Annotated in this window: 14 protein-coding genes; 13 read left to right on the top strand and 1 reads right to left on the bottom strand. The window is 39.0% G+C overall.

The genetic code is table 11. From position 1 onward, the window contains the following. Positions 1-49: 49 nt before the first annotated feature. The 13 genes from B4Z47_RS10775 (at position 50) to B4Z47_RS10715 (ending at position 14029) form a co-directional block, all read left to right on the top strand. Positions 50-259, top strand: a complete 210-nt coding sequence (locus B4Z47_RS10775; RefSeq protein ID WP_112373867.1) for a CcmD family protein — start codon at positions 50-52, stop codon at positions 257-259. Between the two features lie 20 nt (positions 260-279). Further along, positions 280-1263 (top strand): DUF6427 family protein, encoded by a 984-nt coding sequence (locus tag B4Z47_RS10770; protein ID WP_115047126.1) that lies wholly within the window; start codon positions 280-282, stop codon positions 1261-1263. 175 nt (positions 1264-1438) lie between these two features. Next, the gene (locus B4Z47_RS10765) at positions 1439-2764 is read left to right on the top strand and encodes a hypothetical protein (RefSeq protein WP_115047123.1); all 1326 of its coding nucleotides are present in this window, start codon (positions 1439-1441) and stop codon (positions 2762-2764) included. An 8-nt stretch (positions 2765-2772) separates the two neighbouring features. Next, a complete protein-coding gene (lptC, locus tag B4Z47_RS10760) occupies positions 2773-3402 on the top strand; it encodes an LPS export ABC transporter periplasmic protein LptC (RefSeq protein WP_070563326.1) in 630 nt (209 codons plus the stop codon). Between the two features lie 293 nt (positions 3403-3695). After that, entirely contained in the window at positions 3696-5801 is a 2106-nt protein-coding gene (locus tag B4Z47_RS10755) for a peptidylprolyl isomerase (protein WP_115047121.1), read from the top strand. 62 nt (positions 5802-5863) lie between these two features. Beyond that, positions 5864-6385 (top strand): DUF2480 family protein, encoded by a 522-nt coding sequence (locus tag B4Z47_RS10750; RefSeq protein WP_070563320.1) that lies wholly within the window; start codon positions 5864-5866, stop codon positions 6383-6385. Between the two features lie 117 nt (positions 6386-6502). Beyond that, positions 6503-7288, top strand: a complete 786-nt coding sequence (locus B4Z47_RS10745; RefSeq protein ID WP_070563318.1) for a DUF3108 domain-containing protein — start codon at positions 6503-6505, stop codon at positions 7286-7288. A gap of 5 nt (positions 7289-7293) precedes the next feature. Continuing rightward, on the top strand, positions 7294-7857 hold the full coding sequence (locus B4Z47_RS10740) for a DUF3109 family protein (RefSeq protein ID WP_070563316.1): 564 nt from the start codon (positions 7294-7296) through the stop codon (positions 7855-7857). 50 nt (positions 7858-7907) lie between these two features. Continuing rightward, the gene (locus tag B4Z47_RS10735) at positions 7908-8879 is read left to right on the top strand and encodes a polyprenyl synthetase family protein (protein ID WP_070563314.1); all 972 of its coding nucleotides are present in this window, start codon (positions 7908-7910) and stop codon (positions 8877-8879) included. 1 nt (position 8880) lies between these two features. After that, positions 8881-9933, top strand: coding sequence for a TerC family protein (locus B4Z47_RS10730; RefSeq protein ID WP_115047120.1), 1053 nt, complete (start codon positions 8881-8883; stop codon positions 9931-9933). A 266-nt stretch (positions 9934-10199) separates the two neighbouring features. Beyond that, positions 10200-11387 (top strand): aminopeptidase C, encoded by a 1188-nt coding sequence (locus tag B4Z47_RS10725; RefSeq protein WP_070563308.1) that lies wholly within the window; start codon positions 10200-10202, stop codon positions 11385-11387. 111 nt (positions 11388-11498) lie between these two features. After that, positions 11499-12737: a thioredoxin family protein gene (locus tag B4Z47_RS10720; protein WP_115047118.1), complete on the top strand. Its 1239-nt coding sequence runs from the start codon at positions 11499-11501 to the stop codon at positions 12735-12737. Between the two features lie 53 nt (positions 12738-12790). Further along, entirely contained in the window at positions 12791-14029 is a 1239-nt protein-coding gene (locus B4Z47_RS10715; RefSeq protein WP_286727316.1) for a thioredoxin family protein, read from the top strand. Positions 14030-14140: 111 nt separating this feature from the next. On the opposite strand, the gene B4Z47_RS10710 is transcribed toward B4Z47_RS10715, so the two are convergent. Continuing rightward, entirely contained in the window at positions 14141-16264 is a 2124-nt protein-coding gene (locus tag B4Z47_RS10710; RefSeq protein WP_115047114.1) for a prolyl oligopeptidase family serine peptidase, read from the bottom strand. Positions 16265-16584 lie beyond the last annotated feature (320 nt).

Genomic DNA, 16584 nt, shown 5'->3' with positions numbered 1-16584 from the left:
ATCGAATCATATATAACAATGGAAACGACACGAATAATATTTTAAACAAATGAAAAAAATAACATTGTCAATCGCCTTACTACTCTTATCAACTTTGAGCACATTTGCACAGGAGGATGTCGAGATGGCGACTGGATTGCGTAGCGAAGGTAAGATCTACGTTGTTGTATTGGTCATGTTGGTCATTTTTCTGGGTTTGGCTTTCTTCCTTTTCTTGCTCGATCGCCGTATCAGCAAATTGGAAAAAAAGAATAAATAGCATTTTATTGATTGCATACGATGATTATAAGTCAGTTTAGAAATTATTCACCCATCAATATTTTATTTCTATCCATCGTGGGTTTTGTTTTATGCTTAGGCATATTTCTTCACCTTCCGGACAAACTTGATTCTGTAATCTTTGAGCCTGCCTTGGGGAATCTTTTGGGAGAAAATAACTTAATCAACTTCTCTCCTTCGACCAATGTTTTTATCACACTGATCCTGACGATTTCTCAGGCAACGATACTCAATCGCATCACAAGCCATTTTAACCTGCTGGGTAAACCCAGTTTCTTGGTTGCTTTGATGTACATGACACTGGCCAGCCTGTTTTTACCATTTTTGGTACTTTCACCCACACTGATCTGTAATTTCATTTCGATATGGATGTTAAGCAAATTGCTCTCACTCTATCGGCAGACAGATGTTAAAGCCGAAATGTTTGATCTCGGTATGATTGTAGGGATAGGAAGTCTGATCTACTTCCCTTTTCTGAGTATGTTCGCCTTACTATGGATAGGCCTACTCATTTTTAGGCCATTCAACTGGCGCGAGTGGATAACACCTTTACTTGGCCTAGCAACGGTCTATTTCATCTTAGCGGTTATCTACCTTTGGATGGGTAAAATGGAGCAGTTTTATACCATTTGGCTACCGTTTACCTACAAATTCCCTACTGCTATTCGCATTCAGTTAGTCGATTATCTGGTACTCGTCCCAGTAATCTTTACGTTAATACTCTTCCTCTTGGTATTGAAAGACAATTTTTTCAAAAGTGTCGTGCATATTCGCAAGTCATTTCAACTGTTGTTTTTTATGTTATGCCTTGCGATAGTTTCTTTTTACTGGAATAAAAAACTAACGGAGGCCCATTTTTTACTTTGTGCCCCCTCCATCGCTATTTATATGGCTTATTATTTCACTTATGCCAAAAAGAAATGGTTTTTTGAAGTTGTATATGCCATCATAACACTGACCATAATCTACTTTCAGTTTTTCTAAACGACTGTACAATAAGTGTTTAACCTTTTTTAACAAAATCGGCTTAACAAGCTCGCAAAAATTGAATAGTTTTGTATGCGATTAAAAGCAAAGAACATTTAATATAAGAGTCAGATAACTCGAAAATTTCACTAAAACTAAATAAACATTAGTTTCTCAATTTTATAGATTGACCATGCAGAAACGCTTTACAAGCTCTCTAAGAAATAAATCACTCCAACTGTTGTTAGCAGGTGGAATTTTAGCTAGTTCTACTACCGCATTTGCACAAAAAACGACATCCGCATCACCTTATTCTCAATTTGGACTTGGTCAGATGCGTGAAGATTTATTGCCACAATATAGAGGGATGGGAGGTGTCAATACCGCTGTCCGGAGAATCAATGGCGTGTATAATACCAACCCAAGCAACCCTGCATCTTATTCTGCTACACAGTTTACGACCTTTGATGCTGGTTTATATGGGAACTACACGCAGTTAAATTCGACAACAAGATCGGATAATACCGCTGACTTTGCCTTTAGCCACATCACCATGACATTCCCAATGAAACGATTTGGTGGTATCAGCTTGGGTATCCTTCCCTATTCAGATATAGGCTATCGGACATCTTCAACGGGAACAGTCAATTCTGATCCTTATACGAAAGTTTTCACGGGCGAAGGTGGTTTAACTAAAGCCTATGCAGGTTGGGGGGTACGCATTGTAAAAGGTCTGAGTATTGGTGCCAATATGTCTTATCTATTTGGAACCCTAAATGATTATAGCCGTGTAGAGTTTTTGCCTTCATCCGGAGCATTAAATACACAACAACAAAATAAACGTGAAATCCAAGGAATTATCTTTGATTATGGTTTACAATACGAACAACCTTTAAATAGAGAATACTCGTTGATCGTTGGTTATTCAGGATCGTTCAATAATGATATCAAAGAAAGAGCAACTATTTTTAATACACGGGTTACACCTTCAACGGATCCCGACAACCAAAATATCCCGTTGGATAGCACCTATGTTTCGGACCGTAGCAGCAGGCATTTGACGCTTCCGTTGCGACATAATGTAGGTATTACCCTTGCACGTAACAACCGATGGTTAATCGGGGCCGATTTTAAATATGCCGATTGGTCAAGATTTCAGACCAGAGCGGGTGAAAACGAACTACGGAAGAATTATGGCGTAGCGATTGGTGGTCAGATTACACCAGATGTTACTTCGCTTAAATATCTGAACCAAGTAGACTATAGAGTTGGTTTCAGGTATAATAAAACACAATATTTCTTAAGCGACCAGAATATCAACGATATGGCGGTTACTGTAGGTGTGGGACTGCCGTTGGCAAGAAATCAATTTTCAGGAGCTTTCTCTAAAATAAACTTCTCTGCAGAATTTGGCCAAATGGGCAAAATCAGCAACAGTCTCCTACGTGAACGCTATATTAACTTTAATATCGGCTTTACCCTCAATGACCGCTGGTTTAGAAAACCGCCTTTAGATTAATTAATACGATGGTACGCAAGACATTTGCTTCATCCATATTCCAAAATATATCGCCCCTAGTAATCTTATTTTTACTAGGGGCGCTCTCATTGACCTCTTGCGAACCGGATCTAAAAGAGGTAGACCGCATTGCCAATATGAAAAAGGAAGAGGCGGTCGACATTTCGCGTCATGTCGATATTATTTATAGCGATTCCACACGGGTAAAAGCGAATCTCACAGCCCCTGAAATGCGTATCAAACACGATAGCACCGAAGTATACGAATTTCCAAAAAGCATAAAAATCATCTTTTACGACGACAATTTAAAGGAAACTCAGCGAATTACTTCCGACCATGCTATTCGGCGGGAAAAAGAAAAGACCACCGTATTTACCAAAAATGTGGTGGTTACTATGGCTGACGGTTCTGTCATCAAAACAGAAGAGATCATCTATGACGAAAGTAAAGCCGATAGCAACAGCAACATGACCTTTTATAATCATGTTCCCATTACGGCATTCTTTCGGGATAATCGCGGTAACTTACAAGGTTCATCATTTACTTCGGACAAGGATTTTAAACACGTCAATATAGCCAATGCAACTGGTTATACGGTGATCACCAACAACAGTCTTTTCCCTTCCTTAGGTAAATAACTATTTGCAGGCCATAAACCAGATTCAGGTTTAGCTTAACAGCAGGTATAGATCCGAGACAATACCTCCAGGCAGTTTATTTATACGATTAAGTTGTTCAAAACGAATAATTTGAACTAAAAGAGCACAAAAAAATCCACTTTATACAAATAGTTTTCAAATTTGTTTTGTTACATTCAGGAAAATATTCCGTTTTTTTTTATAAAAATTGTATCTTGCACCGCATTTTGCTATGCTATGCATAAATTAACGAAATACAAGTATTTACACAATATAAACACAATAAGCAGACTATGGGATTAATGGGCTTTTTGCGTAACAAAGCTGGTGTCATCTTGACCGCAGCTATGGCTATCGCAATTTTAGCATTTTTACTAGGCGATGTCGTTCGAGGGGGAGCTCCTTTTTGGGCGAGACATCAAAATCGTGTAGGGGAAGTCAACGGAACTGAAATTGAATATCCTGAGTTCAGTAAGCAAGTTGAACAAACAGAGGAAATGTTCAAACAACAAATGGGCGGTGCAGTGACCCCTCAAATGCGGACCTACGCTGTTCAACAAGTATGGAATCAATTTTTATCAAGAGAAATCTTGAAAAAGGAAATTGAAAAAATCGGTTTGACTGTCGGTAAAGACGAATTAAATGATTTAGTGCAAGGTAACAACCCTTCACCTCAAATCGTTCAAGCGTTTACCAACCCACAAACAGGACAATTTGACCCGAGTCAACTGCGTGCTTTTATCACCCAAATGAACACATCAGGTAACCAACAAGTGGCTGAACAATGGGAGGAACTACTGAAAGGCGTTAGAGATGAGCGTTTAAGCAGCAAATATGGCGAATTGCTTTCTAATAGCGTATATGTTACTTCTTTGGAAGCAAACGAAGAATACCAAGGGCGTAATAAACTAGCAGACTTCAAATACATTCTTTTGGATTACGCTTCTGTTAAGGATGCTGATGCCAAATTGACTGATGCAGATTACCAAGAATATTATAATGAGCATAAAAGTATGTTCAAAACACAAGAGGAAACACGTGCGATCCAATACGTAATGGTGGATGCAAAACCTCTTGCAAAAGATTCATTGGCCGTAAAAGAGACGATCAATAAATTGAAACAAGATTTAATCGTTGCTAAAGATGACTCTTTATTTGCTTCGATCAATTCAGACAACAAATTTCCGTTTACTTATGTGAAAAAAGGACAGTTGAGTCCTTCATTGGATTCCGTTGTCTTCAATGTTGCGGCCGGAACAACTGTGGGACCTTTCTTAAACAACAATGCGTATGAAATTGCAAAAGTTGTTTCGACGATCGTAAGCCCTGACTCTGTGAAAGCATCACACATCCTATTGGATCCTGCTGCCGAAGGTGGAATGGATAAAGCATTGGCGAAAGCAGATTCGATCAAAGGATTGATTCAAAAAGGAGACAATTTTGCGGCATTGGCGGTTCAATTCAGCAAAGATCCAGAGAGCAAAACCAACGGTGGCGAGCTGGGTACTTTAACAAGAGGCCGTATGGCTCCAGATCTTGAGACAGCCATCTTCGAAAGTAAAACAGGCGATATCAAAGTTGTAAAATCACAATATGGTGTCCATGTCATTAAAATTGAAAAACAATCAGGAAGTTCAAAATATGCAAAAGTTGCTATCATTGACAAAGTCATCAACAGCGGAAAAGAAACGTTGAACAATGCACATAGCAAAGCAACAGCATTCTTATCTGCAGCTACAGCACAGAACTTTGCTCAAGAAGCGAAAAAACTTGGTCTGGAAGCAAAAACAGCCTCACGCGTAACAGCGATGGACAATGTATTAGATGGCGCCGAAGCTCCACGTGATTTAATCAAATGGGCTTTCGAAGCTAAAAAAGGCGATATTTCAGATAAAGTTTTCGAAACTGAAACCTCTTATATCTTAGCAAACTTGGTCGACATACAGCCTAAAGGAACTCTTTCCTTGGATGCTGTTAAGAAAGATATCGAACCTGCAGTAAGAAATATGGTTAAAGCTAGAATCTTGAAAGATAAATTTGACAAGGCTTTAGCAGGTACATCTTCTATTGATCAAGTAGCACAAAAAGTTGGTAAAGCAGCTATTCACGTTGAAAATGTTGTCTTCGCAAACCCAGTTATTCCTGGTGTTGCATTAGAAAACAAAGTGGTTGGTACTGTTTTTGGGCTACAGCCAAACAAACCTTCCAAAGCGATTGAAGGCAATACCGGTGTATATGTTGTACAAGTAAATGGTTTTACCAATCCTGCCGCGATTTCGGATATCAACGGACAAAAGAAACAAATGCTTGCAGCTAAAGCACAACGCGCTTGGGGATCTATTTTCCGCGCTTTACAAGACAAAGCTGAAATCATTGACAATAGAGTGAAATTCTTTTAAAAGATTTTTAAGTAAATTTGTAGCCGGACGAATTATCGTCCGGCTTTTTTTTTGATGTAAATATGGATATTCAAACAGATATTGTCAACAAAGTTGCGCAAAGTGGGTTAGTCACAGTTGACCTGGCCAACTACCATCCTAAAGCAGACAATGTAGTCTATGATATTAAGGATAATCTCTTCCATGGCTTGATTCTTAAAGAAAAGGATTTCCGAGAATTCATTAAGACACACGACTGGTCGCAATACGAAGGTAAACATGTCGCAATTACGTGTACTGCCGATGCTATTGTTCCGACCTGGGCTTATATGTTATTAGCCAACAAATTGGAACCCTATGCGAAGACAGTTATTTTTGGGGATTCAGAGGAGTTGTTGCGTATACAGTATGCTGCGGCAATTGAACAGATTGACATGGAACAATTTCGAGATCAACGGGTGGTTGTGAAAGGTTGTGGCGATACGTTTATCCCAGAGTCTACATTTGTGCAGTTTACGGTAAAATTGAGTAAGGTAGCAAAGAGTATTATGTATGGTGAACCCTGTTCTACGGTCCCCGTATTTAAGCGGACACAGCCTAAATAACTCAGCTCAACATAAGTATATGTCATCGTCCATGAAGGTCTCATTAACTCCAAAAGTTAAATTTATTTGAATGAAATTAACATTTCTTTTTCAAACAAATTTCGTAAACTTACGTACATGAAACTTATATCGACTTTGCTCCTTTACTTATCCGTTATCGTAAGTACTGCTTTCGCTCAAGATTTACCGCATTTAAAAGAATCGGCATTTAAAGGTGGCGAGAAATTAAAATATAAACTCCGTTATGGCTTTATTTCAGCCGCAACAGGGACATTAACCGTTGAGGATACCAAGGATGGAGCCGGAAACCCTTCATTTCATCTATACGCTGCCGGCAAAACAGCTGGCGCCTTTGCCATATATACGGTGAGAAATGAATACAACTCGTATATCAACAGCAAGACATTTTTACCGTATTACTATACGGAAAACATTCGTGAAGGAGGATATAGACGGAACGATAAGGTGCGCTTCAACCAGGAGACAAATAGTGTTGTAGGCAACAAGGGGACTTTCAATTCGAAGGTAGATCAGACTTTCGACTTGCTTTCTTCCTATTATTTCGCCCGAAATCTAGATCTGTCGACTGTTAAACCAGGAGAATCTTTTAAGCTGACTTATTTTTTGAATGATGAGATTGCCACCTTAGGCATACAATATATTGGAATAGAAAAAATAAAAACGGAATTAGGCACTTTAGAATGTCTCAAATTCAGTCCTGAGATTAAACCAGGACGTATCTTTAAAAAAAATAGCAAGCTTTATCTGTGGGTAACCAATGATGGCAACCGTATTCCGGTCAAAGCCAATGTAGATATTCTAATCGGTTCGGTAACACTGGAATTACTCGAAGCCAGTGGATTGAAATACAAATTGGGACAGAAAGCAAGCTACTCAAAATAATTAGAATGATTGAAGTAGGAAATGTATTGGTGCACGAAGATCTAATCAACAATGACTTTGTGTGTAATTTATCAAAATGTAAAGGAATTTGTTGTATTGAAGGCGATTCAGGCGCACCTTTATTGGAGAGTGAAAAGGCTATATTGGAGGAGATTTATCCCAAAGTAAAGCCCTATATGACCGAGAAAGGTATTGAAGCGATTGAAGAGCAAGGGAAGTATGTTGTCGATATTGATGGCGATCTAACGACCACTTGTGTTGATGGGAATAAAGAATGTGCCTATGTGACCTGGGAAAATGGCATTACAAAATGCGCTATCGAAAAAGCTTACGAACTTGGCGAGGTGCATTGGCGAAAACCCGTTTCGTGTCACCTCTATCCTATCAGGACAACACATTACCCCGAATTCGACGTACTTCACTATGACCGTTGGCATATCTGTAAAGATGCATGCTCATTTGGTAAAGAATTACAGGTCCCTGTATTTAAATTTTTAAAGGATCCTCTCATCCGAACCTATGGTGAGGAATGGTACAAAAATCTTGAGAAAGCAGTCGAAGAGTTGTAACAAAATCACTATCTTTAAGCTTTAACTATTTTGGTATTTCACCCCAATTCATGTCAAAATTAAGAGAGATCCAACGTCCTATTGCCCATGAACTTGAGGCTTTTGAAAAAAAATTCAAAGCTTCAATGAAAAGCTCCGTCCCCTTGTTGGATCGCATTACACAATACCTGATCAAACGTAAAGGCAAACAAATGCGGCCCATGTTTGTGTTCTTTTCTGCTGGGATATGCAACGGAATCAATGAATCCACCTACAGAGGAGCTGCTCTCGTAGAATTGCTGCATACCGCATCACTCGTACATGATGATGTGGTAGACAACTCCTACGAACGCAGAGGTTTTTTTTCCATCAATGCTTTGTGGAAAAATAAAATTGCTGTTTTGGTGGGTGATTTTCTGCTGTCAAGGGGCCTGCTCCTTTCTGTAAAACATCAGGATTATCACTTACTAAAAATTGTATCGGAAGCTGTTGATCAGATGAGCGAAGGTGAATTGCTTCAAATCGAAAAGGCCCGTAAACTGGATATCGAAGAGTCTATTTATTTTGAGGTCATTCGAAAGAAAACAGCTTCGCTGATTGCCTCTTGCTGTGCCTGTGGATCGGCTTCTTCGAATGCAGATCAGGAGACAATCGACAAGCTCCATCAATTTGGTGAAAAGATCGGAATTGCATTTCAAATCAAGGACGATTTATTCGACTTTGGTTTAGATGACGTTGGCAAACCACTCGGCAATGACATCAAAGAGAAGAAAATGACCTTACCGTTAATCTATGCCTTGAATCAAGTGACTTCAAGTGAAAAGCGAAGGATCATTAATTTGATTAAAAACCATAATGAAGACACACACAAAGTGGCTGAAGTCATCGACTTTGTCCGCCAGAGTGGTGGGCTCGAATACGCTACAAATAAGATGCTGGAATACCAACAAGATGCTTTCCGGATCTTGGAAGACTTTCCCGACAGTGAATACAAATCGGGGTTGGAGCAGCTGGTAAAATATACAACAGAAAGAAAAAAATAAAATGAGTCACGAATTAATGTTTTTTGGCGGATTCCTCATCTTTATTGCACTTATGCTAGCAATAGATCTAGGCTTATTCTCCAAAGGCGACAAACCTGTTAGCCTAAAGATGGCTAGCATCATGAGCGCCATCTGGGTCTTATTCTCCTTGGGTTTCTATTGGCTTCTCCGTCACTATGGATTTGAATTGCACAATATCCATGACTTGGACCACCTTCAAGAAATCATTACCAAACACCACCACGATATTAAAATCATTCCCGGTGATTTAGCGGCGAGTCTCGAGCTCTACAACAAAAACCTTGGTCTGGAATATATCACCGGTTACGTTGTGGAATATGCCCTATCCGTAGATAATATCTTTGTGATGGTATTATTATTTACTTCTTTTGGCATTCCAGAGCGCTATTACCATAAAGTTTTGGTGTGGGGAATTTTGGGCGCAATCATTATGCGTTTCTTGTTTATTTTCCTTGGCGCAACCCTTATTGCTAAATTCGGCTGGATCCTCTATGTTTTTGGTGCTTTCTTGGTCTTTACAGGGGTCAAAATGTTTATCAACCGTAACCAGGACGAAGAAGTGGATCCACAGAATCACCCGGTCGTTAAATTTGCTTCCCGATACTTTAAGGTAACCCCCAAATTAGATGGTGGACACTTCTTCCATGTAGAGAACGGCGTGAAATATATGACACCGCTATTTCTTGTACTACTGGTCATAGAATTTACGGATTTGATTTTTGCTGTGGATTCTATCCCTGCAATTTTCTCGGTTACCAAAGATCCCTATGTTGTATTTTTCTCCAATATTTTTGCAATACTTGGATTGCGGTCGATGTTCTTCCTTTTGGTCAATATCATCCACAAATTCCAATACCTCAAAGTAGGTTTAGCATTTTTGCTGGTCTTCATTGGTTTAAAGATGCTGCTGCATCATTGGTTGGCCGAAGTAGGTTTTACAACAACACATTCGTTGATCGTTATTGTCGGCATACTTGCATTGAGTATCATTGCTTCGCTGCTTTTTCCGAAAAAAGCTGAACCGACTGATTAAACGACTATTGAAAGCGTACCGACGGTCATTATTCGGCGAGAAACTCCGGTAATCCGCGCGAAATTACAAACGATACAGAACACCATGGTCAGAAAGAAATTTCTGACCATTTTTATGTGATATTATGCTTTATGCATATCCTATTCTCCAGCAAAAGATTGCAGAAAACAGCAGATTTTTAAGAACAATTATTTTACAGAGGAATTTACCTTACTAAATTTTATTTATTTAATTTAGCACCACACTAAATTAACAAAATACTAACAATGAATTGGAATAAAACGATTGTACTAGCTGCTTCACTTTTCGCAGCTTCATTCCAAGTACAAGCACAAGACAATTTGATCAATGCGCTAAAAGCAAATCAAAATGACAATAGCAAATCTGGATTTACATTTACTGAAGTTATCAATCTTGGTAACACATCCATCAAAAACCAAGGTTCATCTGGTACGTGTTGGTCTTATTCAGGTAACTCTTTCCTGGAGTCAGAAATGATTCGTATGGGTAAAAAACCAGTGGAGATCTCACAAATCTATACCGCGCGCAACACGTATTTAGATAAAGCACGCACGTATGTACGCCTTCATGGCGGATTGTCATTGGGTGAAGGTGGTCAATTCCATGATGTGTTGAACTCTTTCCGTAAATATGGTACAATGCCGCAATCGGCTTACACAGGTCTTCACTACGGTACTACACGTAACAACTTTGGTGAAATGACCAATATGTTGGATGCGATGTTAGGAGCAGTAGTAAAAGGTAAAACATTAACGCCAAATTGGGAAAAAGCCTATACCGCTGCGATGGATTCTTATCTTGGGGAAGTACCTGAGAAATTTGACTATAACGGTAAATCCTATACACCGCGCACCTTTGCAGATCAGGTAATCGGTATCAATCCGGATGATTACGTGGGTATTGCTTCGGTAACTGACCATCCATACTACAGCCAATTCGTATTGTTGATTCCAGACAACTGGTCATTCGACCGTTTCTATAATGTTAAGATGAACGATTTAACGGACATTATTGACAACGCTTTACAAAAAGGTTATACGGTAGCTTGGGCTACTGACGTATCAGAAAAAGGTTTCTCTTGGAAAAACGGTGTAGCTTATGTACCAGAAAAACCTTTCGAGGAAATGACAGATCAAGAAAAGTCCACAATGTTTGTTGGTCCTAAACCAGAGTTAAAAGTAACACCGGAAGAAAGACAAAAAGCTTTCGACAACTGGCAGACTACAGATGACCACGGTATGCATATCGTAGGTCTTGTAAAAGATCAAAGCGGAAAAGAGTATTACATCGTTAAAAACTCTTGGGGTACAACAAATGACTACCATGGTTATTTATATGCATCAAAAGAATTTGTACGATATAAAACAACTTCTTTGATGTTACATAAAGACGGTCTAACAAAAGATTTAAAATCGAAGATAAATATCAAATAAGCGATTTATCAGTCCACGAAAACACCTCTGAAATTAATACATCAGAGGTGTTTTTGTTTTCAGATTAATTTAATAACTTAAACATAATTATGAATCTTTTGTTGAGTGAGTATGAGAAGTATAATCGCGTTATGCCTTACAATTTTATTCGGGAATTGGGCTCAAGCCCAGACTAAGGGAGTGAAATTTGTAGAAGGGTTGAGTTGGAAGCAGATAAAGGAACGGGCACAAGCTGAGAACAAGTTTATCTTCGTAGAGCTATTTGCAACCTGGTGTGGCCCATGCCAATATATGAGCAATGAGATCTTTCCCCTAGAGCAGGTGGGGCAGCCAATCAATCAGAACTTCATTAGTGTAAAAGTGCAAATGGATTCGACAGAGTCCGACAATGCCAATGTCAAAAAATGGTATGCCGATGCGCGTGCTATTTCCAATGAATACAATATTCAATCCTTTCCCACATTTCTTATCTTTAATCCCGATGGGCAGGCGGTACACCGGATTGTCGGTGCAAGTGATGCTCCCGAATTTGTCGGACATGTGATGGATGGACTAAATCCCGAAACACAGTATTACACGCTGTTAAAAAAATTCGAGAAAAGACCCCAAGATATTTATACGGCCAAGCAGATGCTGAAAGCAGCAAATATCGCTTACGATGAAAATACTGCACGAAAGGCAGAAAATACCTTAGCGAATTCATTGGGTACGGATGAGTTATTCAAAAAAGAAAATGTCCATATTTTATTGGCAGCTGCCAAATTCACCAATTCAAAAGCTTTTAATCTTATTCGCAACAATAAAGAGAAAATCGATATTCTATTAGAGTCTCCAGGTATTGCCAACCGCACCCTGGCTAATGTTGTCGTCAACGAATTATTTCAGATTAAGATTGATGCCAAACATGAACCCAACTGGGATAGTTATCAGAATGAACTCGCTGCAAAATATCCAGACATCGATTTCATCCCGATGTTCAAGAAAATAAAAGCACACTATTACCTTCAGGTGAAGAATTACGTCGCCATGAAGAATACCATCAATGATTACCTTTCGTCAGAAGATTTTACCCCACACCAATTAAATACCTTTGCCTGGACTATTTTTAATAATAGCAGTGATACTGCATGTATTGAATCCGCGTTAAGCTGGAGCAAGAAATCCATCCTTGAGGATCCAAGCAGTGCATTTTTGGATACCTATGCAAATCTGCTCTATAAGAAAGGAGAAAAAGAAAAAGCCATAAAGTGGCAAAATAAAGCGATCGAAATGGCCAGTGAGGACGATCGTCCTATCTATCAAGAAACACTGGACAAAATGATGAAAGGAATAAAAACTTGGGAAAACTAAACCTATCCCGACCAATACGAACGATTAAATTAAAAATCTAAAATACCAACATTATGAAAAAATTGATTTTAATGCTATTTCTAATTCCAACCCTCCTATTTGCGCAGAGCGAAGGGGTCAAATTTGAGCATGGGCTCAATTGGAGTCAGATTAAAGAAAAAGCGGCTAAAGAAAACAAATTCATTTTTGTAGACTGTTTTACAACCTGGTGTGGCCCCTGTAAATATATGTCGAGTACCATCTTCCCACAAGCCAAAGTAGGCGATTTTTTCAATGCTAAATTTGTCAATGCAAAAATTCAGATGGATAAAACTAAGAATGACAATGAAGATGTAAAATCATGGTACGAAGAGGCCGACCGTTTTGCCAAAGAATATAAAGTTAGAGCCTACCCAACTTTTCTGATCTTTGACTCAAAAGGTACCCTTGTGCATCGTATCGTAGGTGGTGGTGAAGCGGACGATTTTATAGCGAAAGCACAAAAATCACTTGATCCGAATACACAATATGAAACACTATTGGCAAAATTCAATGCCGACCCAACAAATGTAACCATCGCCAAAAGTATGGCTATAGCTGCCAAAGAAGCTTATGATCAAGAGACACAAGCAAAAGCGGAAGGAGTCGTATTAGCGTCCTTGTCTACGGATCAAATCTTTACAAAGGAGAATGTTAGTTTATTACTTTCAGCGGCGAATGTTGTCGATTCTAAGGCTTTTAATTTAATCAAAGACAATCCTGCTAAATTTGATGCCGTTAGTGAAAAAGTGAAAGCAAATGACTTCCTCTCCCAACTGTTGGTTAGTAATGCAGTAAACACCAAAATTCGTGCAAAGGAAACAGTTGATTTTACGAGCATAGAAAAAGAATTGGCGCAAAAATATCCGACTGTGAATACAGAGAAAGCAAGTCTCGAAATGCAACCACGTTATTATGGTTATACCAAAAATTACCCTGGTTTAAGAGATAGCTTCAATAAATACATTGCAAAATATGGCTCAACCATTACCGCTGCAGAACTAAACAACATGGCGTGGTCCATTTTTGAAAACTGCAATGACCCAGCGTGCCTAAAAGCAGCAGCTGAATGGAGCAAATTATCCAACGAAAAAGAAAAAGATGCACCCATGTATTTAGACACTTTTGCAAACATATTATATCGCCTTGGAGAAAAAGAAAAAGCAATTAAAACGCAAGAAAAAGCGATCTCACTCATTACCGATGCTACTCAAAAAGAAGAATATGTAGCAACATTACAAAAAATGAAAAAGGGTGAAAAGACCTGGAAATAAGAAGATATTCGAATAGTCAATGAATAAAAAAAGCCGCAATCAAATTATTGATCGCGGCTTTTTTATGGAGAACAAGACAGACAATATGTTGAGTCTTTGACTGCTGTCCGCTTATTTTAATTCTTTAATACCCATATTCCAAAGGGCAAAAGCATATTTATCAACTGTACTATTGATCAGGACTTCTGTTGACCTTCCCGCACCGTGACCAGCTTTTGTCTCAATACGAATCAATACAGGATTATCACAAGCTTGTTTTGCCTGTAGTTCGGAAGCAAACTTATAGGAGTGCGCCGGTACCACCCGATCATCATGATCTCCCGTAAAGACCATCGTCGCTGGGTAACAAACTCCAGTTTTCACATTGTGCACCGGAGAATATGCTTTCAGATAGTCAAACATTTCTTTGCTATCATTGACTGTACCATAATCATAGGACCAACCTGCACCGGCTGTGAAGGTATGATAACGCAACATGTCCAAAACACCAACCTCAGGAAGTGCGACCTTGGCTACTTTGGGATCTATTGTCATTGTTGCGCCCACGAGCAAACCACCATTGGATCCCCCCGATAAAGCGGTGTACTCGGGTGATGTATAACAATTCTCCTGAAGATAATGTGCGGCGGCAATAAAATCATTAAACACATTCAACTTATTGAACTGTCTGCCGCCATCATGCCATTTCTGACCATATTCGCCGCCCCCACGTAAATTCGGAACAGCATAAACACCGCCATTTGCCAACCACACCGCAACGGAAGTACTAAAGGCAGGTGTCAAGCTGATATTAAAGCCGCCATAACCATACACAATCGTCGGGTTTTTCCCATTCAAGACAATCCCCTTTTTGTACGTAATAATCATCGGAACCTTAGTACCATCTTTGGATGTGTAGAAAACCTGTTTCGATTCATACTGATCGGAATCAAACTTCACCTTAGGTTTGATATAAAGTGCAGACTGACCAGAATTCACGTCAAACTTATAACTTGAAGAAGGCGTAATGTAATTTGAAAAACCAAAATAGATTTCTTTTTCCTTTTTCTTGCCCGAAAAACCACTCGCTGTGCCTACACCTGGCAATTCTATTTGCCGAATCTTTTTACCGGTATAATCATATTGAATCACCACTGAAACCGCATCTTTCAAATAATTTGCAAAAAGATAACCACCTCCGGTGCTGATCGAAAGCACATTTTCAGTCTCTGGAATAACATCTTTCCAGTTCTCCTTTGCAGGATTCTTCAAATCAACTCTTACCAAACGGTTGTTGGCAGCCTTGTAGTTTGTCTCCAATAAGAAACTATCCCCAATATTGTCAACGACAACTGTATTGGCATCAAAATGATCTTGTAGGCAGACAATCTTGCTATTCGGTTGCTGGAGATCCTGATAATAAAGTTCATTTCCTGTTGTCGTATTTGCAGCTGAAATAATCAGGTAACGTTGATCGTCTGTTAATGAAGCACCGACATAACGTCTCGGTGTTGCAGCACCGCCAAAAACCAATTTATCTGTAGACTGAGCTGTTTTAAGTTTATGGTAGTATAATTTATGTTGGTCTGTTTTTTCAGAAAGTTCAGATCCCTTTGGCTTATCGTAACTCGAGTAATAAAAACCATCGTTTCCTTTCCAAGCAATACCAGAGAATTTGACATCTACTAATGTTTCTCCCACAGGCGCCTTATCTTTGGCATTCAGTACAATGACTTTCCGCCAGTCCGATCCCCCTTCAGAAATAGAATAGGCGACTAAGCTCCCATCCTTTGAAAACGAAACATCGGCCAATGAAGTCGACCCATCTTTCGAGAACGTATTTGGGTCCAAGAAAACTTCTTCTGCTCCTCCCTCCCCTAGTTTACGGTAGAGGACAGCATGTTGCTGCAAGCCATTATTCTTAAAAAAATAAGTGTACTCGCCTTCCTTAAACGGGGTTCCTATTTTTTCATAATTCCATATTTCGGTTAATTGATCTTTTAATTTTGTACGGAATGGAATAGCATTCAAGTAGTCAAAAGTCACTTTATTCTCTGCCTGTACCCAGCTTTTTGTTTCAGCTGAACGATCATCTTCCAACCAGCGGTAAGGATCGGCTATCTTTTCACCCCAAAATTCATCCACGACGGTTCCTTTATTTGTCGTCGGATATGTCAACTGTTGTCCATAGCCAGTCATCGCTGTACCTGCCATACCTATCATCATTAGGATAAGACCAAAATTCTTATTTATCATAAAACCTTATACTTGTTTCAACCAATCTAAGTTTTATTCACTTAGCATTTGAAAATTCAATTTGAGTTGAATATAAACAAATTTATCGACCTCTTACCTACCTCAGGCAGTTTTTTCTCTTCCTCGAATAATAACTAAAAAGCCTAGATTCATCACTTCCCGCTTGTCCTTTACGTTAGCATCCAAACTACCTAAATCAAAGCGAATAAATAAACAAAACATGGGCCGCTCATAGTAGCATTAGACACATTTCTGCAGCGTATATTTTTATCACAACCGAAATTTCTTTAGATTTATTTAAATCTTGAAAATACTATAAC

Origin of the sequence: Sphingobacterium sp. UBA2610 (genome assembly GCF_002339225.1) — a bacterium.
Taxonomy (GTDB): domain Bacteria; phylum Bacteroidota; class Bacteroidia; order Sphingobacteriales; family Sphingobacteriaceae; genus Sphingobacterium; species Sphingobacterium multivorum.
This window is presented reverse-complemented; position numbering and strand designations above follow the sequence as displayed.